The organism is Brevundimonas sp. Leaf363 (assembly GCF_001424025.1).
In the GTDB taxonomy this organism is placed as follows: Bacteria; Pseudomonadota; Alphaproteobacteria; order Caulobacterales; family Caulobacteraceae; genus Brevundimonas.
Genome location: NZ_LMPZ01000002.1, coordinates 1,314,039 through 1,338,848 on the forward strand (window position 1 = coordinate 1,314,039; position 24,810 = coordinate 1,338,848).

General features: G+C 69.2%; 22 protein-coding genes. 13 read left to right on the top strand and 9 right to left on the bottom strand.

Features of this window, described 5'->3' with window-relative positions; translation table 11 throughout:
• Positions 1-7: 7 nt before the first annotated feature.
• Positions 8-1,336, bottom strand: coding sequence for a diguanylate cyclase domain-containing protein (locus ASG17_RS09630; protein WP_235560398.1), 1,329 nt, complete (start codon positions 1,334-1,336; stop codon positions 8-10).
• Positions 1,337-1,559: 223 nt separating this feature from the next.
• On the opposite strand from ASG17_RS09630, the gene ASG17_RS09635 reads away from it, so the two are divergent.
• The gene (locus ASG17_RS09635; protein ID WP_056102337.1) at positions 1,560-2,447 is read left to right on the top strand and encodes a YihY/virulence factor BrkB family protein; all 888 of its coding nucleotides are present in this window, start codon (positions 1,560-1,562) and stop codon (positions 2,445-2,447) included.
• On the opposite strand, the gene ASG17_RS09640 is transcribed toward ASG17_RS09635, so the two are convergent.
• Entirely contained in the window at positions 2,413-2,655 is a 243-nt protein-coding gene (locus ASG17_RS09640) for a sulfurtransferase TusA family protein (RefSeq protein WP_056102339.1), read from the bottom strand. The genes ASG17_RS09635 and ASG17_RS09640 overlap by 35 nt on opposite strands.
• Positions 2,648-3,142 carry a CinA family protein gene (locus tag ASG17_RS09645; RefSeq protein ID WP_056103387.1) on the bottom strand — a complete coding sequence of 165 codons (495 nt, stop codon included), beginning with the start codon at positions 3,140-3,142 and terminating at the stop codon, positions 2,648-2,650. The genes ASG17_RS09640 and ASG17_RS09645 overlap by 8 nt, the downstream gene beginning before the upstream one ends.
• Before the next feature lie 97 nt (positions 3,143-3,239).
• Between ASG17_RS09645 and ASG17_RS09650 the strand changes: the two genes are divergently transcribed.
• A complete protein-coding gene (locus tag ASG17_RS09650) occupies positions 3,240-5,525 on the top strand; it encodes a spermidine synthase (RefSeq protein ID WP_056102342.1) in 2,286 nt (761 codons plus the stop codon).
• On the opposite strand, the gene ASG17_RS09655 is transcribed toward ASG17_RS09650, so the two are convergent.
• The gene (locus tag ASG17_RS09655) at positions 5,522-6,670 is read right to left on the bottom strand and encodes a bifunctional 2-C-methyl-D-erythritol 4-phosphate cytidylyltransferase/2-C-methyl-D-erythritol 2,4-cyclodiphosphate synthase (protein WP_056102347.1); all 1,149 of its coding nucleotides are present in this window, start codon (positions 6,668-6,670) and stop codon (positions 5,522-5,524) included. The genes ASG17_RS09650 and ASG17_RS09655 overlap by 4 nt on opposite strands.
• A 63-nt stretch (positions 6,671-6,733) precedes the next feature.
• Between ASG17_RS09655 and dusB the strand changes: the two genes are divergently transcribed.
• The 7 genes from dusB (at position 6,734) to ASG17_RS09690 (ending at position 15,767) form a co-directional block, all read left to right on the top strand.
• Positions 6,734-7,789: a tRNA dihydrouridine synthase DusB gene (gene dusB, locus ASG17_RS09660; RefSeq protein WP_056102350.1), complete on the top strand. Its 1,056-nt coding sequence runs from the start codon at positions 6,734-6,736 to the stop codon at positions 7,787-7,789.
• Positions 7,786-10,062, top strand: a complete 2,277-nt coding sequence (locus tag ASG17_RS09665; RefSeq protein ID WP_056102353.1) for a PAS domain-containing sensor histidine kinase — start codon at positions 7,786-7,788, stop codon at positions 10,060-10,062. Before dusB ends, ASG17_RS09665 begins: the two co-directional genes overlap by 4 nt.
• Positions 10,063-10,073: 11 nt before the next feature.
• Entirely contained in the window at positions 10,074-11,483 is a 1,410-nt protein-coding gene (locus tag ASG17_RS09670; protein WP_056102354.1) for a sigma-54 dependent transcriptional regulator, read from the top strand.
• Positions 11,483-12,346 (top strand): D-amino-acid transaminase, encoded by an 864-nt coding sequence (locus tag ASG17_RS09675; RefSeq protein ID WP_056102358.1) that lies wholly within the window; start codon positions 11,483-11,485, stop codon positions 12,344-12,346. Before ASG17_RS09670 ends, ASG17_RS09675 begins: the two co-directional genes overlap by 1 nt.
• Positions 12,347-12,453: 107 nt before the next feature.
• The gene (hfq, locus tag ASG17_RS09680; protein ID WP_013269198.1) at positions 12,454-12,699 is read left to right on the top strand and encodes an RNA chaperone Hfq; all 246 of its coding nucleotides are present in this window, start codon (positions 12,454-12,456) and stop codon (positions 12,697-12,699) included.
• Between the two features lie 126 nt (positions 12,700-12,825).
• Positions 12,826-14,136: a GTPase HflX gene (gene hflX / locus ASG17_RS09685; protein WP_056103390.1), complete on the top strand. Its 1,311-nt coding sequence runs from the start codon at positions 12,826-12,828 to the stop codon at positions 14,134-14,136.
• Positions 14,136-15,767 carry a Na+/H+ antiporter gene (locus ASG17_RS09690; RefSeq protein ID WP_056102361.1) on the top strand — a complete coding sequence of 544 codons (1,632 nt, stop codon included), beginning with the start codon at positions 14,136-14,138 and terminating at the stop codon, positions 15,765-15,767. Before hflX ends, ASG17_RS09690 begins: the two co-directional genes overlap by 1 nt.
• Positions 15,768-15,897: 130 nt before the next feature.
• Here ASG17_RS09690 and ASG17_RS09695 read toward each other — a convergent pair whose 3' ends face one another.
• Positions 15,898-17,589: a response regulator gene (locus ASG17_RS09695; RefSeq protein ID WP_056102363.1), complete on the bottom strand. Its 1,692-nt coding sequence runs from the start codon at positions 17,587-17,589 to the stop codon at positions 15,898-15,900.
• Entirely contained in the window at positions 17,586-19,079 is a 1,494-nt protein-coding gene (locus ASG17_RS09700) for an ATPase domain-containing protein (protein ID WP_056102366.1), read from the bottom strand. The genes ASG17_RS09695 and ASG17_RS09700 overlap by 4 nt, the downstream gene beginning before the upstream one ends.
• Positions 19,080-19,497: 418 nt before the next feature.
• Here ASG17_RS09700 and ASG17_RS09705 point away from each other — a divergent pair, with 418 nt between their 5' ends.
• Positions 19,498-19,959 (top strand): hypothetical protein, encoded by a 462-nt coding sequence (locus ASG17_RS09705; protein ID WP_156367791.1) that lies wholly within the window; start codon positions 19,498-19,500, stop codon positions 19,957-19,959.
• Here ASG17_RS09705 and ASG17_RS09710 read toward each other — a convergent pair.
• The 3 genes from ASG17_RS09710 to ASG17_RS09720 are packed head-to-tail and all read right to left on the bottom strand — an operon-like array spanning position 19,946 to position 22,748.
• Positions 19,946-20,605, bottom strand: coding sequence for an HAD family phosphatase (locus tag ASG17_RS09710; protein ID WP_056102369.1), 660 nt, complete (start codon positions 20,603-20,605; stop codon positions 19,946-19,948). The genes ASG17_RS09705 and ASG17_RS09710 overlap by 14 nt on opposite strands.
• Positions 20,602-21,387, bottom strand: a complete 786-nt coding sequence (gene mazG / locus ASG17_RS09715; protein WP_056102371.1) for a nucleoside triphosphate pyrophosphohydrolase — start codon at positions 21,385-21,387, stop codon at positions 20,602-20,604. The genes ASG17_RS09710 and mazG overlap by 4 nt, the downstream gene beginning before the upstream one ends.
• Positions 21,384-22,748 (bottom strand): MFS transporter, encoded by a 1,365-nt coding sequence (locus tag ASG17_RS09720; protein WP_056102373.1) that lies wholly within the window; start codon positions 22,746-22,748, stop codon positions 21,384-21,386. Before ASG17_RS09720 ends, mazG begins: the two co-directional genes overlap by 4 nt.
• 36 nt (positions 22,749-22,784) lie before the next feature.
• Between ASG17_RS09720 and ASG17_RS09725 the strand changes: the two genes are divergently transcribed.
• The 3 genes from ASG17_RS09725 to wrbA are packed head-to-tail and all read left to right on the top strand — an operon-like array spanning position 22,785 to position 24,809.
• Positions 22,785-23,705: a D-alanyl-D-alanine carboxypeptidase family protein gene (locus tag ASG17_RS09725; RefSeq protein WP_235560400.1), complete on the top strand. Its 921-nt coding sequence runs from the start codon at positions 22,785-22,787 to the stop codon at positions 23,703-23,705.
• The gene (locus tag ASG17_RS09730) at positions 23,690-24,160 is read left to right on the top strand and encodes a hypothetical protein (RefSeq protein ID WP_056102378.1); all 471 of its coding nucleotides are present in this window, start codon (positions 23,690-23,692) and stop codon (positions 24,158-24,160) included. Before ASG17_RS09725 ends, ASG17_RS09730 begins: the two co-directional genes overlap by 16 nt.
• Before the next feature lie 43 nt (positions 24,161-24,203).
• A complete protein-coding gene (wrbA, locus tag ASG17_RS09735) occupies positions 24,204-24,809 on the top strand; it encodes an NAD(P)H:quinone oxidoreductase (protein WP_056102381.1) in 606 nt (201 codons plus the stop codon).
• Position 24,810 lies beyond the last annotated feature (1 nt).

The following is a 24,810-nucleotide window of genomic DNA, read 5'->3' on the forward strand; positions in this document are numbered from 1 at the left end:
AAGGCCGCTAGCTCCGCGGCTGTGACCGGATGTCCGCCGAGGCGCGTTCCAGCAGGCCGCCCGGCGCCTCGCCGTCGCCCAGTTCGGCCACGCCGACGTCGAACTCGACCACGAAGGGCGCGCGGTCGGGGCCGGCGTCGAAGGCCGTGCAGCCGATGACGGCGGCGATCCGTTCGGCCGCCAGACGGGCGGCCGGTCCCGTGGTCGCGGGCAGGGCCAGGGCGAACACCTCGGGCGCCAGTCGCGCCGCCGTATCCTCGACCCGCACCAGTCGGCCGACCATGGCCCCGATCTGCGGCATGGCGCGGTCCAGCCAGCCGCCGGTGCGCGCCAGGGCGATGGGCCCGGTCTGGGCGACGCGCAGCACGCAGGCCGACAGCGGCCGTTTGCGCGCCCGCGCGCCCTCGGCCACGCGGGCCAGATGGCTTGCGAACAGCTCGCGGGTGAACAGGCCCGTCGTCTCGTCCATGATCGAGGACGACCGCGCCCCGTCCAGCGCGCGGCGCAGCGTCTGATGCCGCCGGTGCGTACGCGCCAGCGCCAGGATCCGGTTCGCCGTCTCTTCCTCGGGCGTATCGGCGGCGGCCACATCGGCGAAGCCGCGATTGTAGAGCTCGCTCAGGTTTATCTCGCCCGCGCCGCGCAGATAGAGGACCAGCGGGATGTGGAACAGGCGCGTGTTCCGCTTCATGCCCGAGGCGATCGACAGCGCCGGCGCATGATCCTCGCCGCCCCAGAGCAACGCCGCGTCGAAGGCGCTTTCGTGCAGATAGTCGAAGGCGGTGTAGGGCGTCGGCGCCGCGATCACCTCGGCGCCCACGGCGGCCAGGCAGTTCGACAGGGCCAGGAAATGATGGTCGGGCTTGCCGGCCGCCAGGACCCGCAGGGGCGCGTCCGCGGCGTCGTTCAGCGACATCGCCAGGCCGTGCGCGGCGAAGGTGGCGCGGCGCAGGCTGAACTCCTCCTCGGAGATCGCCGCGCGGCCCAGCTGTTCCAGCCTCAGCGCGGCCTGGGCCGGATGGGGCGTGCGCGACATAACCAGGTCCGCCGCCTCGGCGTCCTCTGGGTCCGGCTTTTCGGTGACCAGGATCAGGGGCAGGGTGCGGGGCTGCGCCGCCGCTTTGATCGACGCCACATCGGCGTGAACGCCCGGCGCCGCGAAGATCACGGCGGCCTCCAGCGGCAGGTCGGACAGGGTGGCGGCGGCTGCGGCGACCGACCGGGCCGTCACCGTGCGCCAGCCCAGCGCGTCCAGCCCCTGGCACAGCGGCCCGGCGGCGGCGTCATCGGCCGCGACCACCAGCACGCGCGCCAGAATGCCGGGTTGAACTGCCAAGACCGATCGACTCCCCAAGACTCAGCGTTCAAGCGCCCAGCGATGGCGCGGCCGGACCATAGCGGCGGACGGATCGGACGCAACGTCGCGCACAAGGAAATCTTCCCCGGCGCGGCCAGCGGCTTTCCTGTGGCGGAAATTGGGCTAAGCAGGTCGCTTCGACCACGCGGAGGGGCCGCGCTTGACCACGACTGACGGCGCACGGACGTCTCCCAGGTTCTGGATGCGGCTGGCCGTACGCGCCTTCGCACGCAGCTGGGGCCGGGACGTGATGCTCTATACGGGCGGCGTCTCCTTCTTCGCGCTGCTGGCGGTCTTCCCGGCCATCTCCATCCTGATCGGCTTCTACAAGGTCGGCCTGTCGATCAACGAGGTCAGCGCCCAGGCCGCCGCCCTGGCCGACGTCATGCCCCACGCGGCGCGCGCCATCTTCGAGGCCGAGATCCAGCGCCTGTCCACCGCCTCGGCCCGCGCCGTCTCTGCCCAGAGCCTGTTCGCCCTGATCGTCGGCGCCTATGCGGCGCACCGAGGCTTCAAGGCGCTGCTGGCCGGGTTGAACCTGATCCACGACGAGACCGAGCCGCACGGCTTTTTCCGGTTCAACCTGCTGGCCTTCTTCGTGGCTCTGGCGGCTTTCGCCCTGTTCACCGTGGTGTCGGGGGCCGTGGTCACGGCCCGCATCCTGGCCCACGCCGGCCCGGAAGCGGCGGCGGTCTCGGGCCTGCCGTTCGACGGGCTGTTGCCTGCGCTGGGCCTGCTGGTCGGACTGACGCTGCTCTACCGCTACGCCATGAGCCATCGCACCACGGTCGCCTGGGGCCCGTCCATCGTCGGCGGCCTGGTCGCCACCGTGATGTCCACCGTCTCGTCCTACCTGTGCGCCATCTATGTCGAGCAGATCGCCCAGCTGGGCGCGACCTACGGCTCGGTCGGCGCCGTGGTGGTGCTGCTGATCTGGCTGTCGTGGAACGTCAACGCCATCTTCTACGGCGGCGCCTTCACCGCCGAGATGGAGCTGGCGGACAAGGCCCGGATGGAGCCCGACGCCGAGGCGCCGCGAGCCCAGTCCCAGGTCGTCAGGCTGGCGTCGCGGCGGGCTTCTCGACGCTGATCGACAGGACGCCGCTCGTCTCCTCGACAGACAGCACGACCCCGCCCAGCTGCCCCATCAGATGCGGCGCATCGATCCGCGCCATCGGATCGGTGGCCAGCAGCGTCAGCCGCGCCCCGGGCGTCGCCGCCGCATAGGCCTTCTGCAGCCGCAGCGTGGGAGTCGGGCACCGGTGACCGCGCGCATCGACGATCACCGGTTCAGTCATCGGCCAGCTGCTCCTGCAACATCTCCAGCGCCGTCAGCACCGCCGCATGGCGCACGCCGTCCCGGCCCAGGTCGCCGAACCGCACCTCGCGGTGCCGCACGCCTCTGGGGCCCGCGGTGGCGAAATGCACCAGGCCGACCGGCTTGTCCGCGCTGCCTCCGCCCGGTCCGGCGATGCCCGTGATCGAGACCGCCAGATCGCCGGCGCCGCGCGCCCGCGCACCTTGGGCCATCGCGCGCGCCGTCTCTTCGCTTACGGCCCCGTGCGCCGCGATGATCGCCGCATCGACGCCGATCAGCCGGGTCTTGGCCGCGTTGCTGTAGGTCACGAAACCCGCCTCCACCGCCGCGGACGATCCCGCGACGGCGGTCAACGCCCCGGCGACTAGTCCGCCGGTGCAGCTCTCGGCCGTCACCAGCGTCATCCCCCGCGCGACGGCGGCCCGGATCACGCCGGTCGCGGCTTCAACGACATCTTCGGGTAACACCTGCACGGCTATCCGCTCCGGGCGCGAGTCAATCTAGGCTTCCGCTAAGAGCCCATTGTGGGCGGGGCGCCAACCCTGCCGGGCCGGAGACCTGACGATGACCGCCACGCCGTCGCCGCCGCTGTCCGCCGCCCGTCTTGATCGCTGGACGCCCTGGGCCTTTGCGGTGACCGTCTTCGTCTCGGCCTCGCTGGTCTTCGTGGTCCAGCCGATGGCGGCCAAGCTGGTGCTGCCGATGCTGGGCGGATCGCCGTCGGTATGGAACGCCGTCATGGTGTTCTTCCAGGCGGCGCTGCTGTGCGGCTACGCCTACGCCCACCTGCTGCAGCGCATCCGCTCGCTGAAGCTGCAGATCAGCGTCCATCTCGCCGTGATGGCCGTCGCCGCCCTGTTCCTGCCGCTCGGCGTCAGGCTGGCGTTCGGCGAGCCGTCGTCCACCATCCCGGCCCTGTGGCTGATCGGCACCCTGACCGTCAGCCTGGGCGCGCCGTTCGCGGCCCTGTCAGCCACGGCGCCCCTGCTGCAGGCGTGGTTCGCGCGGGTGCGCGCTGGGTCGCCGGACGGGGCCAATCCCTATGTCCTGTACGCCGCTTCCAACCTAGGCAGTTTCCTGGCCCTGCTGGCCTATCCGATCCTGATCGAACCGGGCGCGACCCTGACGGCCCAGCGGCTGGGCTGGACCGCCGGCTATGCGGTCTTCCTGATCCTGCTGGCCGCGTTGGGGCTGCTGATCGCCAAGGTCTCGCCCAGCTTCAACGCGCCGGTCACAGCCGCTGAACCGACCGAGGCCGGGCCCGCCATCGCCTGGAAGCAGAAGGCGCGCATCGTCCTGCTGGCCGCCATTCCGTCCAGCCTGATGCTGGGCGTCACCGCTCACCTGTCGACCGACGTGGCCTCGGCGCCGTTCCTGTGGGTCGCGCCGCTGGCCCTCTATCTGCTGACCTTCGTTTTCGCCTTCCAGGCCAAGCCGGCCATTCCGTACGCGATCACCTCCATGATCGCGGCGGCCCTGCTGGCCGTCTCGATGGGGCTGGTCGCGTTCAAGACCGGCGAGTGGACGGTGATGCTGGCCATCAGCCTGCTGACCTTCTTCTTCGTCGCCCTGTTCTGCCACCAGACCCTGGCGGCCGAGCGGCCCCAGCCGGCGCGCCTGACCGAGTTTTTTCTGCTGCTGTCCGTAGGCGGCGTGATCGGCGGCATCTTCAACGCCCTGATCGCCCCGGTCATCTTCAACACCGTCTGGGAATACCCGCTGGTGCTGATCCTGGCGGGTCTGGTGCGGCCGTGGAACTGGGCCCAGCTGACTAAGCGCGACATCTATCTGCTGGTCGCGGGCGTGCTGGTGTGCGCCGCGCCGCCGTTGGCGCAGGAGCTGGTGCGCTACATGCCCGGCGTGCGCGCGGCGGTCAGCGACGAGACCCTGATCCGCATCGGCCAGCTGGTCCTGGGCGGCGGCGCCGTCATCGCCTTCCTGCTGCGCGACCGGGGCGTCCTGTTCACCGTCCTGCTGGTCGTGTCGGTGCTGGCCGGGCAGCGGTTGGCGCGCGGCTACGACTGGGACTTGTCGGAGCGCAGCTTCTTCGGCGTCATGCGCGTGGCGACCATCCAGGATCCGGGCATGGGCGGGCCGGTCCATGTGCTGATGCACGGCACCACACTGCACGGCGCCCAGGCGGTCAATCCGGCCAACGCCTGCTTGCCGACCCTCTACTACGCCGCGAACACCCCCATCGGTCAGGCGGCCCAGCGCACCATCGCCGACCGTCCGGGCGCCAGCATCGCCGTGGTGGGCCAAGGGTCCGGCGCCCTGGCCGCCTACAAGCGGTTCGAGACGGCGATGACCTTCTTCGAGATCGACCCGACCGTCGACCGCCTGTCGCGCGACCGCCGCTGGTTCACCTACATCAACGGATGCGCCGACGGCCCGATCCGCACCGTCATCGGCGACGCCCGCCTGACCCTGGCGAAGGAGCCTGAGGGCGCCTACGACCTGCTGGTCATCGACGCCTTCACCTCCGACGCCGTGCCGACCCATCTGCTGACGCAGGAGGCCATCGCCGGCTATCTGAAGCGCGTGAAGCCGGACGGGGTGGTGCTGCTGCACCTGTCGAACCGCAACCTGGAGATCACCCGCCCGACCATCGCCGCGGCCGACGCCCTTGGCGTGCCGATCCTGCACCAGATCTACATCGAGGCGCCCGATCAGCCCGAGATGCTGGAGGCCTCGACCGAGGCGGTGATCCTGTCGCCGACCGAGGCCGGCCTGGCGCCCTATCGCCAGGACGGACGCTGGCACGCGGTGCACGAGGACAAGGTGCGGCCCTGGACCGACGACTACGTCGACCTGTTCGGCTCCCTGATCCGCCAGACCTTCCGCCGCTAGGCCGGCAGTTCGACGCTCGCCACAGCCTGCGCCGCCAGACCTTCCTGACGGCCGGGGAAGCCCATGCCCTCGGTGGTCGTCGCCTTCACGCTGACCGCGTCCAGCGGCAGGTCCAGCAGTTCGGCCAGACGCGCGCGCATGGCCGCGCGGTGCGGTTTCACCTTGGGCTGCTCGCAGATCAGGGTGACGTCCACGTTCACGATCCGACCGCCCTTCGCGTGAACCATCTGGACCGCATGGATCAGGAAGCGGTCAGAGGCTGCGCCCTTCCACTGCGGATCGGTGGGCGGGAAGTGGTCGCCGATGTCGCCTTCGCCGATGGCGCCCAACAGGGCGTCGGTCAGAGCGTGCAGACCGGCGTCGGCGTCTGAGTGACCGATCAGCGTCTGGTCGTGCGGGATCTCCACCCCGCACAGCCACACCGAGGCGCCCGGCCCCCAGCGGTGGGCGTCGAAGCCCGAACCGATCCGCGTCCTCATTCCGACCATCGCCTCCAGCATCGCAAAGTCCTCCGCGCGCGTCACCTTGGCCAGCCGCGCGTCGCCTTCCACCAGCCGTACCGTGCGGCCCGCCGCGCGCGCTACCTCGGCGTCGTCGGTCGGAGCCTCGGCGCCCATCCAGGCCGCGTGCGCCGCCCGCAGCTCGGCGCGCCGGAACGCCTGCGGGGTCTGCACCCGCCACAGACCGTCGCGACTGACCGCCTCGGCCATCGCGCCGTCCACGCCCCGCCGCAGGCTGTCGTCCACGGCCAGGGCGGGCAGGGCGGCGTCGGCCGTCTCCAGCGCCGTCAGCAGCCGCGCGATCACCGCCTCTGACAGAAACGGCCGCGCCGCGTCGTGCACCAGCACGATCTCCGGCGCCGCATCCCCCAATCCGCTCAACCCATTGACGACCGACGCCGCCCGCGTCGCGCCCCCCTCGGCGTAGGTCCAGCCGTCGAGGCCCTCCAGCGCCGCCTCGGCCTTGTCGTGGTCGCCCGCGGGGCCGACCACGACCAACGGCGCCGCGCCCGCCGCCAGCAACGCCTCCACCGACCAGCGCACGACCGGTTTGCCGGCCAGCGGCCGCCACTGCTTGGCGCCCCCCGCCCGGGTTCCGGACCCGGCGGCGACGACGACGGCGCAAAAAGACGATGGATTTGGCATGTCCGCCTTCTACGGATGACCGCCGCGCTTGACGAGAGGCCTCTGCCGAGGCCGTAGAGGCGCGTGAGCAGCCACCTTCTCATCGGCGACGTGCGCATTCCCGGCCGGGTGCTGGCCGCGCCCATGACGGGCGTGACCGACCTGCCGTTCCGCCAGCTGGCCAGTCGTCTCGGCGCGCCCTACGTCGCCACCGAGATGGTCGCGGCCGCCGAACTGGCCCGCGCCCGGCCCGATGTCGTGCGCCGCGCGGCGGTCGGGGAGGGGCTGCCCCTGACGGTGATCCAGCTGGTCGGCCGCGATCCGGCCGCCATGGCCGACGGCGCCCGCATGGCCGAAAAGGCCGGCGCCGACATCATTGACCTGAACTACGGCTGTCCGGCCAAGGAGGTCACCGGCTCGGCCGCCGGATCGGCTCTGATGCGCACGCCCGACCTGGCCTGCCGGATCATGGAGGCGGTCGTCGCCGCCGTGTCTCGCCCCGTCACGGTCAAGATGCGGCTGGGCTGGGACGACGACCAGAGGAACGCCGCCGCACTGGCCCGCGCGGCCGAAAGCATCGGCGTCGCCGCCGTCACCGTCCACGGCCGCACGCGGAAACAGTTCTACACCGGCCAGGCGGACTGGGAAGCGGTGGGCGAGGTCAAGGCGGCGGTCGCCATCCCCGTCATCGTCAACGGCGACATCGTCACCGCCGATCAGGCCCGCGAGGCGCTCGCCCGCTCCGGCGCCGACGGCCTGATGCTGGGTCGGGGCGTCTACGGCCGGCCGTGGCTGCCCGCCCGCCTGCAACAAGCGCTGGACGGCGGCGGCGCGGCGCCCGAACCCGGCCCGGCCGAGCGCTTCGCGATCGTCCGCGATCACCTGTACGCCTCGGCCGCCTTCTACGGCCTGCCGCTGGGGCTCAAGATGTTCCGCAAGCATCTGGGCTGGTACATCGAGCAGGCGCCGTGGCCCGCCGACCTGGCCGAGCGGCGCGCGGCCAAGGCCGCTCTGTGCCGGCTCGACGCGCCCGACGCGGTCGTAACCGAACTTGCTCGCCTCTGGCGGGTCGAATCGCAGCTTTTGCGCCACTCCCCTGTTGAAAATCCGCCACAGGTAGGAGAAGCTGCCGCGGCATGACCGACACCGCTCCCCTCAAGGCGACCGGGAAGGAGCTCCTGGCTTGGGGAGCGTCCGCCTGGCGTGATCTTGTCGGGGATCGCCGGGGCCGCACCTTCTTCGGCATCGCGTACGGCGTCGCCGTCCTGATCACAGCGGCGGCCATCTGGTTGGTCGCCGTGGCGCCGGCGGCCGTGGGGGCCGGCAACCGCGATATCGCCGGCCGCATCCTTCTGCTGGTTCTGGTCGCCAACCTGGGACTGATCGCCGTGCTGGCCGCCTTCGCCGGGCGCCGGGTGCTGCTGCTGGCGCGTGAGCGCAAGGAGGCGGGCGCCCGCCTGCACCTGCGCTTTGTCACCCTGTTCTCGGCCGTGGCTCTGATCCCATCGGTGCTGATCGCCCTGGTCTTCGGCGTGCTGGTCAACCGCGGGGTCGATCAGTGGTTCAGCGCGAACGTCAGCGATGCGGTTAACAACGGCGCCCAGGTCGGCAAGGCCTATATCAGCGACGTGTCGCGAGCGATGGACGCCGACATGGTCACGATCGCCGATCAGCTCGAAGGCGCTCGGCCGATCTTCAACAACCGGATTCAGTTTTCCGACGCCCTGGTCCAGGTCGCGGAGATCTTCGACTATCCGGCCATCTACGTCCTGAACGGGCGCGGCGAAGTGCTGGCGCAGGGCGAGCGCGCGGGCGCGCCGCCGTATCGGGCGCCGCCCGCCTCGATGATGGAGGTCGCCTCCGAGGGCGGCGCGCCGCCTCAGGACGTGACGGAACGGCCCGACGCCGTCCGGTCGCTCTATCTGCTGCGCGGTTACGGCGACGCCTACCTGTATGTCGTTCGGCCGCTCCAGCCTGGCCTGATCGCCAGCATGAAGAACAGCGATCAGTCGATACAGGCTTACAAGGCCGCCAAGGAAAGCCGAGGCCGGCTGCAGGCCGCCTTCGCCCTCAGCTATCTGGAGACGGCGCTGCTGGTGCTGGTGGGCGCTGTGTGGCTGGGCATGTCGGCCGCCAACGCCATCGCCGCGCCGGTCGGCCGTCTGGTCAGCGCCGCCAATCAGGTCGCCGCCGGCGACCTGACCGTCCGCGTCGATACCGCGCGGGAGCCTGGCGAGATCGCCATGCTGTCCCATGCCTTCAACCACATGACCAGCGACCTGCAGGCCCAGCAGACGGCCCTGCGCGCCGCCAGCGAGGAGGCGACGGCCCGCAGTCGGTTCATCGAGACCGTGCTGTCGGGCGTCAGCGCCGGCGTCATCGGCCTGGACCGCCAGGGCCGCATCTCGATCATCAACGACAGCGCCCTGACCCTTCTGGCCATCGACCAGCAGCAGGATGTCGTCGGCCGCAAGCTGGGCAAGGTCTCGCCCGAGCTCAGCGATCTGGCCGGCCGCGCGGAGGCCCATATCGAGGAAGACGTCGACGTCTCGCGCGCCGGCGAGACCCGCCGCCTGCGCGTTCGCATCGAGGGCGGGCTGGGCGGCGAGATGGTCATGACCTTCGACGACATCACCCGTCTGGTCACCGCCCAGCGCAACGCCGCCTGGCGCGACGTCGCCCGCCGCATCGCCCACGAGATCAAGAACCCGCTGACGCCGATCCAGCTGTCGGCCGAGCGGCTGCGGCGCAAGTATCGCTCCAAGGTCGATGACGTCGAAATCTTCGACCGCTGTACCGAGACCATCATCCGTCAGGTCGGCGATATCGGCCGCATGGTGGACGAGTTCTCGGCCTTCGCCCGCATGCCCACGCCGCGCTTCGCCAAGGAAAACGGCGCCGAGCTTCTGCACCAGGCCGTCTTCGCCCAGCGCGTCGCCGCCCCCGAGATCGGCGTCGAGCTGGAAGAGCCGTTGCCCACGCTGACCATGGAATGCGACGGCCGGATGGTCGGCCAGGCCCTGGCCAACATCCTGAAGAACGCCGGCGAGTCCGTTTCCGCCCAGCGCGCCAAGCACGGCATGCGCTTCGACAAGGCCCGCCCCGGCATCATCGCCCGCCTGTCGCTGGACGGCGACACGGCGACGTTCGTGATCGAGGACGACGGTCTGGGCCTGCCCGCCAAGGACCGCGATCGTCTGATCGAGCCCTACGTCACCACGCGCGAACGCGGCACCGGTCTCGGTCTCGCGATCGTCAAGCGCATCTGCGAGGACCACGGCGGCGAACTTCTGCTGAGCGACGCCGAGACGCTGGACGGCGCGCGTGTGTGCCTGATCTTCCCCCTGAAACCGCCGGCCAACGCCGCGGGCCGGAGCCGCGAAGCGTCTCCTTCCGCGGCCCTGGCTGATTAGACGAGGCTCCCATGCGTTCCACCGGCGCTGATATCCTTGTGGTCGATGACGAGGCGGACATCCGCGATCTCGTCTCCGGACTGTTGGAAGACGAGGGTCATGCGGTCCGCGTCGCCTCCAACTCCGACGAGGCCCTGGCCGCCATCCGCGCGCGCCGACCCTCCCTGGCCATCCTCGACATCTGGATGCAGGGCGGCGGCCTGGACGGGCTGGAGCTGCTGGGCGTCATCAAGGAGCTGGATCCCGACCTGCCGGTGGTCATGATCTCGGGCCACGGCAATATCGAAACCGCGGTCACGGCGCTGAAGCGCGGCGCCTACGACTTCATCGAAAAGCCCTTCAAGTCCGACCGCCTGGTGGTTGTCGTCGAGCGCGCCATCGAGGCGGCGACCCTGCGGCGCGAGAACCGCCGCCTGCGCGCCCAGACCATGGCTCCGACCGGCCTGATCGGGCGATCCGCCGCAGCGCAGGCCCTGCGCACCACCATCAGCAAGGTCGCGCCCGCCAACAGCCGCGTCCTGATCTCGGGCCCGCCCGGCGCCGGCAAGGAGCTGGTCGCTCGCCAAATCCACGAGGCCAGCCCCCGCGCGCGTGGCGAGTTCGTCGCCATCTCGGCCGCCGGCATGGCGCCCGAGCGTCTGGATGTCGAACTGTTCGGGGAAGAGGGCGCCGACGGCCGTCCGCGCAAGATCGGCGTCTTCGAGCGCGCCCACAACGGCACCCTGTACCTCGACGATGTGGCCGACATGCCGCGCGAGAGCCAGAGCCGCATCCTGCGCGTCCTGGTCGACCAGCGCTTCCGCCGCGTCGGCGGCGAGCAGGACGTGCAGGTGGACGTCCGCGTCGTCACCTCCACCTCCCGTGACCTGAAGACCGAGATCACCGAGGGCCGCTTCCGCGAGGACCTCTTCCACCGCCTCAACGTCGTGCCGATCCGCGTGCCCGCCCTGTCGGAACGGCGCGAGGACATCGCCGAGCTGGTCGAGTATTTCGTCGACACCATCAGCGCCTCGCAAGGTCTGGCCAAGCGCCGGATCGGTGATGACGCCGTGGCCGTGCTGCAGGTTCACCCCTGGCCCGGCAACGTGCGTCAGCTGCGCAACAACATCGAACGTCTGCTGATCCTGGCCACCGGCGACCCCAGCGAGCCGATCACCGCCGACAACCTGCCGCAAGAGGTCGCATCATCGGGCACCAGCGGCTCGATGGGCGCCGAGCGGACCATCGCCCTGCCGTTGCGCGAGGCGCGCGAAGTGTTCGAACGTGAGTACCTGGCCGCGCAAATCATGCGCTTCGGCGGAAATATCTCGCGCACCGCCGCCTTCATCGGCATGGAGCGGTCTGCGCTTCACCGCAAGCTGAAGTCGCTGGGTGTGTCCCCGTCGCGCGGCGGCGAGGACGAAGAGGGACTGGACGCCTGATGTCGCGCATCGCCTACGTCAACGGATCGTACTCGCCGCACGGCCAGGCCGTGGTCCATATCGAGGATCGCGGCTTCCAGTTCGCCGACGGCGTCTATGAGGTCTGGTCGGTCTTCGACGGCAAGATGGCCGACTACGACGGCCACATGACCCGGCTGGCGCGCAGCCTGACCGAGCTGCGCATCGACATCCCCATGACCCGCGCGGCCCTGACCCAGGTGCTGAAGGAGGTCATCCGCCGCAACCGCATCAAGGACGGCATCGTCTACCTTCAGGTCACGCGCGGCACGGCCCGGCGCGACCATCCGTTCCCGCCGCCCGGCACCCCGCCCAGCGTCATCGTCACCGCCAAGAACATCCCGGCCGCGCGCGGCGAGGCCCAGGCCAAAAAGGGCGTCGCCGTCCTGACCCAGCCGGACATCCGCTGGGGTCGCTGCGACATCAAGACGGTCGGCCTGCTGCCCAACATCCTGGCCAAGCAGGCGGCCCGCGAGGCCGGCGCCTACGAGGCGTGGATGGTGGACGAGATGGGCCTGGTCACCGAGGGCTCCTCGACCAACGCCTGGATCATCGACGAGAACGGCAAGCTGCGCACCCGCGACACCCAGGCCAACATACTGAAGGGCTGCACCCGCACCACCCTGCTTGAGGTCATCAAGGAGGAGGGGGTCGAACTGGACGAACGTCCCTTCAGCGTCGAGGAGGCCAAGCGCGCCCGCGAGGCCTTCTTCACCGCCGCCGGCGCCTTCGTCACGCCCGCCGTCTCCATCGACGGGACCAGGATCGGCGACGGCAAGCCGGGCCCTATCACGACCCGCCTGCGCGCCGCCTATCTGGAAAGAGCGCGCCGCGACGCGGTCTAGGATTGCGAAGAGGGGCGGCTCGCGTCTAGGATTTGGACAGGCATCAAACCGCCCGCTCGCGCCGCTCCCCTTCGGCGCGACAACAAGAAAAACAGGACAAACCTGCCATGTCGCAAGACAAGCGTCAGAACCTTCAGGACACCTTCCTCAACTCGGTCCGCAAGACCAAGACACCCCTGACCATCTTCCTGGTCAACGGCGTGAAGCTGCAGGGCATCGTCACCTGGTTCGACAACTTCTGTGTGCTACTGCGCCGGGACGGTCAGTCCCAGCTGGTGTACAAGCACGCCATCTCCACCATCATGCCCTCCGCGCCGGTCCAGCTGTACGAGCCCGAAGCCGACGAGGACTGACGGGCGCCCGCGACCCGTTCCAGAGGTGAAAAGTGCGAGTGAGCGAGAGGTGAGCCCGTGCGCCGCCGCCTCTCGCTCACTACTTGCTCACTAGCACTCTTCACCCAACGACACGCCGAGACCCTCCTGACCAAACTGATCGACCACACCGTCCCGCTTATCCGCGCCATCGTCATCCATCCCGATGGTCGCTCGGACAGCCCACGCTCCGCCGAGGGGCGGCTGGAGGAGGCGGTCGGTCTGGCCCGCGCCCTGGACCTCGACGTCCGCGCCGAAGAGATCGTGCGCCTGCGCAAGACCACCCCCGCCACCCTGTTCGGGGCCGGCAAGGTGGACGAACTGGCCGCCTTGGTCCGCGCGGCCGAGGCCGAGGCGGTCGTCATTGATGACGCCCTGACCCCGGTCCAGCAGCGCAATCTGGAGAAGGCCTTCGACGCCAAGGTCATCGACCGCACCGGCCTGATCCTCGAGATCTTCGGCCGCCGCGCCCGCACGCGCGAGGGCCGGCTGCAGGTCGAGCTGGCGCGTCTGGACTACGAGCGCTCGCGTCTGGTCCGCACGTGGACCCACCTGGAGCGGCAACGCGGCGGCACCGGCTCCACCGGCGGCCCTGGCGAGACCCAGATCGAACTGGACCGCCGCCTGATCGCCGACCGCATCGTCAAGCTGAAGACCGAGCTCGAAGAGGTGCGCCGTACGCGCGGTCTGCACCGCAAGCAGCGCCAGAAGGCGCCGTTCCCGACCATCGCCCTGGTCGGCTACACCAACGCCGGGAAGTCCACGCTGTTCAACCGCCTGACCGGTTCCGAGGTCATGGCCAAGGACCTGCTGTTCGCCACCCTGGACACGACCCAGCGCACCATCCGCCTGCCGCAGGGCCGTCCCGCCATCATCGCCGACACCGTCGGCTTCATCTCCGACCTGCCGCACGAACTGGTCGAGAGCTTCCGCGCCACCCTGGAAGAGGTCGCCGAGGCCGACCTGATCCTGCACGTCCGCGACATCTCCAGCCCCGACACGGGCGCGGAGGCCCAGGATGTCGAGGCCGTCCTGGCCCAGATCCCGGCCATCGAGGGCCGCCCCCGCCGCATCCTGGAGGTGTGGAACAAGGCCGACCGGCTGGACGACGACGCCCGCGAGGACGTCCAGGCCCAGGCCGCCCGCCCCGACCGCGACCCGCAAGCCGCGGTCGTCTCCGCCTGGACGGGGCAGGGGATCGAGACCCTGCGCCAGACCATCGCCGGCCTGATCGACGACGACCCCGAAACCGAACTGCTTCTCCAGCCCGATCAGGGCGAGGCGCTGGCCTGGCTCTACGCCAACGGCCGCGTCACCGCGCGCGACACCGACGACGACGGCCGGATCCGTCTGACCGTGCGCCTGCACCCGGCCGCCATGGGCCGGCTGGAGCGGCTCTACCCCACCCTGATCGCCTGATGCATCTGATCGAGACCACCCTGCTGCTGCTGCTGGCCGTGGTGGTCTCGGGTTCGATCGCGCGCATCACCCGGATCGCCCTGCCGCTGGTCCAGATCGGCCTGGGCGCCGTCATCGTGCTGGTCACGGGCCGGACGGTGGATCTGGAGCCGGACATCTTCTTCCTGCTGTTCCTGCCGCCGCTGCTGTTCCTGGACGGCTGGCGCATCCCCAAGGAGGACCTGTTCCGCGACCGGGCGGTCATCCTGGAGCTGGCGCTGGGGCTGGTGGTCTTCACCGTCGTCGGCCTGGGCCTGCTGATCTGGTGGATGATCCCGGAGATGCCGATGGCGGTGGCCTTCGCCCTGGCCGCCATCCTGTCGCCGACCGACCCCATCGCGGTGAAGGCCATCGCCGCCCGCGCGCCCATCCCCAAGCGGCTGATGCACATCCTGGAGGGCGAATCGCTTCTGAACGACGCGACCGGCCTGACCTGCATGCGGATTGCCGTGGTCGCCGCCACCACCGGCGTCTTCTCGATCGGTCAGGCCATCGGCTCCTTCGCCTGGCTGGCGCTGGCCGGTGTCGCGATCGGCGTCGGCATGACCCTGGCCATCAGCACGGCCAAGGGATGGATCAGCCGCCGCTGGGGCGAGGATGTCGGCGCCCAGATCGTCATCAGCCTGCTGATCCCCTTCGCCGCCTATCTGACGGCCGAAGAACTGCACGCCTCGGGCATCCTGGCCGCCGTGGCGGCCGGCATCACCATGAGCTTCACCGAGAGGGGCGCAGCCAAGGGCCAGTCGCTGGCCCTGACCCGCATTCGCCGCGCCGTCGTCTGGGACACGGTCCAGTTCGTCGCCAACGGCGTCATCTTCGTCATCCTGGGCGAGCAGATGCCGTCCATCCTGGCCCGCGCAGCCGAGGTCGTGGCCGGCACCACACGGCCCGAGATCTGGTGGCTGGCCGTCTATGTGCTGGGCATCGTCGCCGCCCTGCTGGCGCTGCGCTTCCTGTGGGTCTGGGCCTCGCTGAAGCTGACGATCTACCGGCGCCGCCATCGCGGCCCTCAGACCAGGGTTGGCCTGCGCCTGATCGCCGTCATGTCGCTGGCCGGCGTGCGCGGCGCCATCACCCTGGCCGGCATCCTGACGCTGCCGTTCGTGCTCGCCGACGGCACGCCCATGCCGTCGCGCAGCCTGGCCATCTTCCTGGCGGCGGGCGTCATCATCGTCTCCCTGCTGGTCGCGACCTTCGCCCTGCCGCGCCTGCTGAAGAACGTCGAGCTGCCGCCCGAGCCCTCGCATCAGCAGGAAGAGGACCGCAGCCGCATCGCCGCCGCCCAGGCCGCCCTGCGCGCCATCGAGGACGCCGCCCACACGATGGCCGAGGGCAAGTCCAACCCCGACCTCTATGCCGACATCGCCAGCCGGATCATGGAGCTCTATCGCCAGCGCATCGAGAACCGCACCCACGTCAACGAGGACGACGCCGTCGCCGCCCGCCAGGGCGACGCCATCGACCGCCACCTCCGCCTCGTCGGCCTCGCCGCCGAACGCGAAGAACTCGCCCGCCGCGCCCGCGCCCGCGAGATCGACAGCGAAACCGCCAGGAAGCTGATCCGCGAGGTGGACCTGGCGGAGCTGCGGTAGCCGTAGTGGGACGCCACGCGTCCGCTCATCCCCGCGGACACTGGGCCTGGGGAGAAGGCGAGGTCCGCTTTGGGCTCGTTGCAGTCGTTGCGACAGTCCGTGCAAGACGAGATGCTCGCGTCAGACCACGTCAATGAGATAGAGGACGTTCATCGAACGCCAGCGCCAGCTTGTCGGCCAACTCGCCCGACCGAAAGGGCTTATGCACCACCCGCGCTTCCGGCGCCTCGGCCAGAGCTTCCGCATCGGCATAGCCGGTGGCGAAGAGGATCGGCAGTTTCGGACGCCGCCCCTGCATCTCGCGCGCCACCTCCGCGCCGTTCATCCCCGGCATGGCGAAGTCCAGGATCACCGCCTCGACGTCTGTTCGCCGGTCCAGAATGTCCAACGCCGCCCCGCCGCTGCCCGCCTCGACTACGACGTAGCCAAGGTCGGCGAGGATGCCCGCCGTAACCTCACGCACCGCGTCGTCGTCATCGACGACCATGACCACCGTGCCAGGTGTCGAGGCCATCCGTGCGATGGCGCCGATCTCCACCTCCGTTTCCGGCGCCACATGCGCGCGCGGCAGATAGACTTTGATCGTCGTCCCCTGCCCAACGACGGTGTCAATCGTGACCCCGCCTCCCGACTGTTTGGCCAGCCCGAACACCTGGCTGAGCCCTAGGCCCGATCCCTTGCCAACGGCCTTGGTGGTGAAGAAGGGCTCGAACACCCGGGTCAAAACCGCCTCGGTCATGCCCGACCCGTTGTCGGATACCGCCACTGCCACATGATCCCCGGCCGGGGGATGCTCGGGTCGGCTTGGCTCCGGCATCGTCACATTGGTCGTCCCGATCTTCAGCGTTCCGCCCACCTCCATCGCGTCACGCGCATTGATGGCAAGGTTGAGGATCACCAGCTCGATCTGCGTCGGATCGATCATCGCCGTCCACAGCCCTTCCGCCAGCTCCGGCTCCAGGATCTGGACGCTGCCCCCGATCGTGCTCTGCAGCAGGTTGCGCATGCTGCGGACTGTCTCGTTGAGGTCGACCGCCTTGGGCTCCAGCTTCTGCCGACGCGAAAAGGCCAGCATCTGGGCCGTCAGCTGCGCTCCGCGCCGCGACGCCTCGGCCATCATGTCGAGCCGACGCGCGACCTTGGGGTCATCAGATCGCTTCTGCAGCTGCTCGACGTTTCCGATAATGACGGTCAGCAGGTTGTTGAAGTCGTGCGCCACGCCCGAGGTGAGCTGGCCGACTGCCTCCAGCCTCTGGGCCTGGCGCAGGGCTGTCTCAACCTTCTCCCGCTCAGCGATCTGGTTCGCGAGCTGACGGTTGGCCGCTTCCAGCTCGGAAGTCCGCTCCTCGACCCGACGCTCAAGCAAGGCCTCACCGCGACGGATCTCCTCGATCCGCTCGCGCGCCTCATATTGGCGGCTGCGTCCCCGCAACGCCGTCCGAACCGCGCTGACCAGGGTTGTCGGGTGAAATGGCCGCTCCAGAAATCCCACATTGCCCAAAGCCTGCGACAACCTCTGGGCGACCGGATTGCGCTCTACGCTGCCGCCGCGCTGTGTCAGGATAACAAAGGGAAAATCGGACCAAGACGGCTGGGCCGCGATCCACTCGGACAGCGGGCTCAGGTCGGCCGAGCGCAACACGTCATCGACAATGACCGCCAGACCAGCGCCCTCATCCATCCGCGACAGAAGATCGGTCAGATCGCGGCAGAGGACAGCCGTGACGTTCGCCTCCCCGAGGATGGCGGCCGCGATCGCGCCGTCACGCCCGATCGGCGCGAAAACCAGAGCGCGCTGCGAAAGGGCGCCGCCAGCGCTCATGCGGAGGCGTCACCCATCAGACCTGCTCCCGGACCCACGAAGTTCGGCACGCCGCGCAGCACGCCCTGGAACTGGCTAAGCGGTTCGCCGAGAGTCAGCCCGTCCTCGCCGATGTTGAACTCGCGGATCGTGGTCTCATGCGCGCCTGAGCGTTTTTTGATCACGGACACCGCGCGCCGCACGTTCCCGGCGGCTTCGAAGTAACGCAGCAGGATCACTGTGTCGGCGAGATAGGTGACATCGACCGGCGCCTTCATCTCGCCTACGAGGCCGTGCTGGGCGACGGTCAGGAAGGTCGATGCGCCCTGGCGGTTCAGATACTGCAGCAGCTCGTGGATGTGCAGGACCAGGAACTGCTCCTGCGGCATCGCGGCCTGATAGCCGTTGAGACTGTCGATCACCACGGTCTGAATCTTCTGCTGGCCGACGCACTGTCGAACCCGCGAGGCGAATTCGCCGGGTGACAGTTCCGCCGCATCGACCTGCTCGATGATCAGATTACCGTCCTCCTCCATCGATCGCAGGTCGATGCCGAGTTTCTGCATCCGGTCGTAGAGCAGGCCCAGCTCCTCGTCGAAGATGAACAGGGCGGCCTTCTCGCCGCGAGCAACAGCGGCGACCGCGAACTTGATCGAGAACAGCGATTTGCCCGTTCCCGCCGGACCCAGGACAAGGCAGCTGGACCCTCGCTCGATACCGCCGCCAAGCAGATCGTCCAGCTCGCTGACCCCGCTCAACAGAACATCCCGTGCGAAGGCGGTGTGGTGTTCGGAGGCGACGATGCGGGGATAGACCTCCAGCCCGCCGGTCTTGATCGTGAAGTCGTGATAGCCGCCCCGGAAGCGCCGTCCGCGATACTTGATCACCCGCGCGCGGCGGCGCTCCGCTCCATACTCAGGCGCCAGTTCCTGCAGCTGCACCACGCCGTGAGCGACGGAATGGACGGTTTTGTCGTTGATATCAGTCGTCAGGTCGTCGAGCAGAAGCACCGTCGCCTGATGCTTGGCGAAATAGTGCTTGAGGGCCAGAACTTGGCGCCGATACCGCAGCGATGTTTGGGCCAGCAGCCGAATCTCTGACAGGCTGTCGATCACGACCCGCAGCGGCTTCTTCGCCTCGACGGATTCGAAGATCATCCGCGTCGTCTCGCCGAGCTCGAGGTCAGACGAATAGAGCAAACTCTGCTGCTGCTGTTCGTCGAGCAGGCTTTCGGGCGGCACCAGCTCGAAGATGTCCACCCCGTCCATCGTCCAGCCGTGCGAACGCGCCGTGCCTCTGAGTTCCTCTTCGGTTTCCGACAAAGTGATATAGAGGCCGCGCTCTCCCAGACGCGCGCCCTCAAGCAGGAAGCTCATCGACGCGGTTGTCTTGCCCGTGCCCGGCGCGCCTTCCAGCAGATAGACACGGCCTCGTTCGAGGCCACCGGCCAGAATATTGTCCAGCCCGGTGATGCCGAAGCCCGCGTCGCCTTTGGTCGTGTCGAACGTCATGCCTTGCACGGCCCTGTCTTAGCTGAGCCGTAACGCTCATCTCATCAGTTGGTTACACGGTTAGCCTCGAACAGAAAGAGCCGTGAGTACGAGAACAAGTTATAAGGATATGGCCAAGCTGAGCCCGCGTGTGACGGAGCGACGTGCTGAGCGTGTCCCTGCATCGACAGCGCCGATGGCGCTGAATTGGACAGCGGACCTCGCCGAGCCTCATCGCGGCTGACTGTCGTGTTTCCGGCGTCCCACCAATGTCCGTTGCCGGCGCATAGCTGCATTCCTGACGACCCCACGTCCGACCCTGACGTGTCCGCATGCCAACGTCGCGGACATGCCCTCGAACGTGCAACTCGACCCCACCCGCCTCGACGGCCAAGGCGGAGACTTTTGGGATCATGCGCGGCGAGAATATCTGTCGGGCATGACGGCGGCGCAGGTGTGCCAGCGGTACGACATATCGCTTAGTTCGTTTCGGCTTCATGCGCGGGTCGGCGGCTGGCGGCGGATGGATCAGCCGGCCAGCGAGATCCCGCCGGAGCCCGGCGAATACCATCCCGACGACAATGTCAGCTTCGCCGACCTGGCCGACCAGGCCTTTCTGAACATTCGCCGCGCCGTCGGCGCCGGGCGGGCGGCGGAGGCGTCGACCTGGATGCGCGTCTACGACAAACTGGCCGACCGCGCCCGATCCCAGGTGATGGCCGACCTCCCGGACCGGGCGCTGCCGGTGACACTGCGCGATCCGCTGCGGCTCGCCGCGGCCCAAGAGGAAACCTGCAACGATTCAGACGCCTTTTCCGAACCCGCTGGCGCCGCGTCTCAGGATTTGGACCCTTTGCACCCGCCTTTTTCCGAGTCCAATCCGGCCCCTAGCGATCCATGAAGGCCGCCACGGCGTTGTAGCTTTCTGCGACCACGTCGGCCCCCGCCGCCATCAACCGATCCGCCATTTGCGGCCGCGCATGGCCCCCGGCGGTCAGGCCGACCACCGTCATGCCTGCCGCCCGTCCGGCCGCCACGCCCGCCTCGCTGTCCTCGATGACCAGCGCCCGCTCCGGCGCCACCCCCATCGCCCTAGCCGCGTGCAGGAACAGGTCGGGGAAGGGCTTGCCGCGCTCCACATGGATGGCGGCGCTGAAGATCTTGCCCTCGAACATGGGCCGGATGCCGAACCGGTCCAGTCCCAGATGCAGCCAGTCCGGCCCACTGGACGAGGCGATGCACCGCGCCTCCGTCCGCGACGCCAGGAACGCCATCAGCCCCGGCACCGGCTCCAGCTCGGTCGCCGCCCGCGCATGGCAGATGCCCGTCGCCCTCTCATGGAAGTCGTCCGGGCAGGCCTTGCCATGCCGCGCCTCGATCATCGGCCGCGTGTCCCGCCACCGCCGCCCGACATACTCGTCGAGCACATCATCCAGCGTCGTCGGCAGACCCGCCTCGGTCAGCAGGTCCGCCATCACCCCGCTGGACAACAGTTCGCTATCCGCCACCACGCCGTCGAAATCGAAGATAATCAGGTCGAAACTCACGCCTTCTCCGCTGCCTTGGCCGCGTCCCACAGCCCGTCCATCTCGGCCAGGTCCGACTGGTCCGGCGTGCGTCCGTCCTTGGCCAGTTCGGTCTCGATGAAGCCGAACCGCCGAACGAACTTGGCGTTCGCGCCGCGCAGGGCGTCCTCCGGCTCGACGCCCAGCTTGCGCGCCAGGTTGGCGACGACGAACAGCAGGTCGCCCATCTCCTCGCGCGCCTTATCCAGGTCGCCGGCGGCGATCTCGACCCGCAGCTCGGCGACCTCCTCGTCCAGCTTTTCGAACACCTCGTCGGTCGAGGGCCAGTCGAAGCCGACCCGCGCCGCCCGCTTCGTCAGCTTGGCCGCCCGCGCCAGCGCCGGCAGACCCACTGGCACGTCGTCCAGCACGCCGCCTTGCGCCTTCGCCTTGCGCTCCTCGGCCTTGATGTCCTCCCAGCGCGCCTTCTGGGACCACTCGTCCGACTTCGCCGCCTCGTCCCCGAACACGTGCGGGTGCCGCCGCTCCAGTTTGTCGGACATGGCGTCGGCCACGTCGTCAAAGGCGAACAGGCTCTGTTCCTCGGCCATGCGGGCGTGGAAGACGACCTGGAACAGCAGGTCGCCCAGTTCGGACTTCAGCTCGGTCATGTCGCCTCGCTCGATGGCGTCGGCGACCTCGTACGCCTCCTCGATCGTATAGGGGGCGATGGTGGCGAAGGTCTGGGCCACGTCCCACGGGCAGCCGCCGTCCGGGTCGCGCAACCGCCGCATGATGCCGTTCAGGCGGTCGATCGGGGTCATGCGGTCTCGCGGGCCTCAAGCTGTCGGCGGATCTCGTCATGCCGCGCCGGCGTCAGCGGATACCGCCTCAGCACGACGGCCGCAGCGGCGATCAGCAGGGTCGGCAGGGCCACGAACATCACCTGCAACACCGTCAGCGACAGGGGGCTGTTGCCGCCCGCCGGCGCTACCGCCTTGAACCCGACCCAGCCCAGCACCGCATAGGGGATCAGGGCGAAGACGTGCCCCAGCTTGGTCGTGGCCGACAGGATCGAGAACATCAGCGCCGTCCGGTCCACACCGGTCTCCAGCCGCACCTCGTCGCCCGCATCGGCCATCATGGCCCGTAGCAGGAACAGCCCCGCCGCATAGGGCAGGCCCGCGATGAACATGGCCGCGCCAGTCAGGACGAAGCTGCCCCCCGGCAGCAGGGTGGCGACCCCGTACAGCACCGCGAAGATCAGGCTGGCGATGGCCAGCGCCTTGTCCTTGCCGACTTTGCCGGCCAGCTTGGCCCAGATCGGCGCCCCCGCCAGACCGCCGATGAAATACAGCAGCATGAAGATCGACGCCGCCGTCCGGTCGTAGCCCTTGATCTGGTCGAAGAAGAAGAACAGCAGCGCCCCGGTGATCCCCGGCGCCACGCCCAGCAGCACGTCCGCGACCAGCAGACGCGCCACCGTCGGCCGCCGGATGATGTCCCAGTAGGCCTTCAGCCCCCCGTGCGGCGTCTCGCCCGGATTGACCGGCTCGGGCACAACGGCCAGCGCCAGGCTGATGGTCAGGGGCAGGGCGACGATGATGGCCCAGCCCATGATGTGCACCCCGGCCACATAGTCGCCGACGCCCGTCTGAACGATGGCGGCGGGCAGGATCAGGATGGCGATGACGCCGATGATGTTGAACGCCTGCCACCAGGCGTAGACACGGCTGCGCTGGTCATACTGGGGCGCCAGCACCGAGGCCCAGCCCAGCTGGCTCAGCGTGCCCACCGAGAAGCCCAGGTAGAGCACCAGCAGCCAGCCGAAGAGATACAGCGGCCCCGCGCCCGGCTTGACCATGACGAAGATCATCAGCGCCGCCAGCATCAGCACCGGCGCCGACGCCGCCATCCACGGGCGATACCGGCCCCAGCGCGTCCGCGTCCGGTCCATCGCCGCCCCGATCAGCGGGTCTGCGGCGATGTCGAACGCCCGCACCGCCATGAAGACATAGCCGACCATGGCGATGTCGATGCCGACATGGCTGGCATAGTACTCCGGCAGGGTGACCGGCAGCGCCACGCCGAACGCCGCCAGCGGCAGGCAGACGGTGGAGAAGGCCGCCAGTACGCCGTTGCTGCGGCGAGAAGGGTCAATGCGGGTCGTGGAGGTGGTGCTCACGCTGGGCTCCGGATGAGTCGGCAGGCGAAGGGCACCATGCCCGGTTTAGTCGGGCGGGCGAAGACGCTTGCGACCAGCGCGCCGGTGGGCTCCACTGGCGTCATGTTCCGATGGCTGGCGGCCCTGATGATCGGCGCGGCGATGGCGCTGGTCGCCTCGACCGGCGCGCGCGCCCAGAACGCCGAGTGCAACGCCGACTACGCCCGCTGGGCCGGTCCCGGCTTCCAGAACGCCGTCTCGCTTTACAGCCTCGACTGGACCCCCTTCGGCGCCCAGGAGTGGGGCTGGCAAACCTATCTGCCCCTGATCCGTCAGGAGATCGGCAGTCCCTGCGCCCCCGGCTCGCCCGGGTTCGCCAAGGCCCTGGCCGACTTCCAGTCCCGCTACGCCCTGATCCCCACCGGCGTGTTCGACGCCGCGACCTTCCAGGTCTTCAAGGGCGTCTGGCAGGAGCGCCGGCCCTTCGTCATGGCCCGGCTGGACGAGACCTGCCCGGACCCGCCGCCGCTGATGCAGCTGGGATACCTCGTGGCGGAGGAAGAGCACGCCGACCGCCTGACCCGCCTGCTGCGCCGCGACGTGCTGGCCGCCTACCGCCAGCTGGTCGCCGCCGCCCGCGCCGAGGTGCCCGAGGTCGCGAACGATCCCGAGATGCTGCAAATCTTCTCCGGCTTCCGCGACCCGGAGGCCGACGCCGCCCGCTGCGCCGCCCAGGGCAACTGCGACGGCCTGCGCCGCGCGGTCTGCTCGCCCCACCGGACCGGCACGGCGGTCGATCTTTACGTCGGCCAGATCCCCGGCCTCGGTGTCGACAACACCAATCCTGCCAGCCGCCTGCACATGAGCCAGGGCGCCACCTACCGCTGGCTGGTCCAGAACGCTGGCCGTTTCGGCTTCACTCCCTATGTCTATGAGCCTTGGCATTGGGAGTATGTGCGGCCGTGGTCCGAGCCCTGACGACAGCGGAGCGGGTGCTGGCGCGATCGGTCTTCGGCGCCGCGATCGATCTCGAGCCCGTCCGTCTGGCGCCGTCGCCGTTGAAGCGCGCCTTCGTCGCCGGACGATGGTTTGCGCGCGACTGGATCGTCTGGCCCAGGGGCAGCCTGATGGATGACTTCGGCAACGCCCGCCTGTCCGATCGCTCGACCCTGATCCACGAACTGGTTCACGTCTGGCAGGCGCAGTCGGGCGTCAACCTGCTGACCGCCAAGCTGAGGGCAGGGGACAGCGCCGCCGCCTACGCCTATGCGCTTGACGATACCTGCGTCTGGGTCGGCCTGAACATCGAACAGCAGGCCTCGCTCGTCGAACACGCCTACCGCCTGCGCGAGGGCGGCCGAACGCCGCAGACAGCGGATTTCTACGCCCGAACCTGCCCGTTCCCCGTTTTCGGTCTTGCGGAACGCGCCTGACGCGTTATTTCGCTACCATACCTGTTACGGATAGGAACTCGTCATGACCAAGGTGCTCGTCCTCTATCACTCGACCTACGGCCACGTGGAAGCCCTGGCTGAAGCGGTCGCGGCCGGCGCGCGCGAGGTCGAAGGCGTGACGGCCGACGTCAAGCGCGTCCCCGAACTGGTGCCTGAAGAGCTGGCGCGCTCCAGCGGGTACAAGCTGGACCAGGCCGCCCCGATCGCCACGGTCGATGAACTGGCCGACTATGACGCCATCATCATCGGCGCCGGCACCCGCTACGGCACCGTGGCGTCCCAGATGCGCAACTTCCTCGACCAGACCGGGCCGCTGTGGGCCAAGGGCGCCTTGGTCGGAAAGGTGGGCGGCGCCTTCACCTCGACTGCGACCCAGCACGGCGGCCAGGAGACCACCCTCATCGGTGTCATCCAGACCCTGCTGCATCACGGCCTGATCGTCGTGGGCCTGCCCTACGCCTGGCAGGGTCAGATGACGCTGGACGAGATCACGGGCGGCTCTCCCTACGGTGCGACCACCATCACCGGCGGCACGGGCGCCCGCATGCCCAGCGAGAACGAGCTGGATGGCGCGCGCTTCCAGGGCCGCCACACCGCCCAGATCGCCAAGAAGCAATCGGCCGCCTGAC

Excerpts from the sequence above, each read along its gene's own strand:
- hfq (WP_013269198.1), top strand. The coding sequence starts at position 12,454 with ATGTCGCAAGACAAGCGTCAGAACCTTCAGGACACCTTCCTCAACTCG.
- ASG17_RS09670 (WP_056102354.1), top strand. The coding sequence starts at position 10,074 with ATGCGTTCCACCGGCGCTGATATCCTTGTGGTCGATGACGAGGCGGAC.
- ASG17_RS09650 (WP_056102342.1), top strand. The coding sequence starts at position 3,240 with ATGACCGCCACGCCGTCGCCGCCGCTGTCCGCCGCCCGTCTTGATCGC.
- ASG17_RS09640 (WP_056102339.1), bottom strand. The coding sequence starts at position 2,655 with ATGACTGAACCGGTGATCGTCGATGCGCGCGGTCACCGGTGCCCGACT.
- wrbA (WP_056102381.1), top strand. The coding sequence starts at position 24,204 with ATGACCAAGGTGCTCGTCCTCTATCACTCGACCTACGGCCACGTGGAA.
- ASG17_RS09705 (WP_156367791.1), top strand. The coding sequence starts at position 19,498 with ATGACGGCGGCGCAGGTGTGCCAGCGGTACGACATATCGCTTAGTTCG.
- ASG17_RS09635 (WP_056102337.1), top strand. The coding sequence starts at position 1,560 with ATGCGGCTGGCCGTACGCGCCTTCGCACGCAGCTGGGGCCGGGACGTG.
- ASG17_RS09695 (WP_056102363.1), bottom strand. The coding sequence starts at position 17,589 with ATGAGCGCTGGCGGCGCCCTTTCGCAGCGCGCTCTGGTTTTCGCGCCG.
- ASG17_RS09700 (WP_056102366.1), bottom strand. The coding sequence starts at position 19,079 with ATGACGTTCGACACGACCAAAGGCGACGCGGGCTTCGGCATCACCGGG.
- ASG17_RS09665 (WP_056102353.1), top strand. The coding sequence starts at position 7,786 with ATGACCGACACCGCTCCCCTCAAGGCGACCGGGAAGGAGCTCCTGGCT.
- ASG17_RS09675 (WP_056102358.1), top strand. The coding sequence starts at position 11,483 with ATGTCGCGCATCGCCTACGTCAACGGATCGTACTCGCCGCACGGCCAG.
- ASG17_RS09655 (WP_056102347.1), bottom strand. The coding sequence starts at position 6,670 with ATGCCAAATCCATCGTCTTTTTGCGCCGTCGTCGTCGCCGCCGGGTCC.
- mazG (WP_056102371.1), bottom strand. The coding sequence starts at position 21,387 with ATGACCCCGATCGACCGCCTGAACGGCATCATGCGGCGGTTGCGCGAC.
- ASG17_RS09690 (WP_056102361.1), top strand. The coding sequence starts at position 14,136 with ATGCATCTGATCGAGACCACCCTGCTGCTGCTGCTGGCCGTGGTGGTC.
- ASG17_RS09725 (WP_235560400.1), top strand. The coding sequence starts at position 22,785 with ATGCCCGGTTTAGTCGGGCGGGCGAAGACGCTTGCGACCAGCGCGCCG.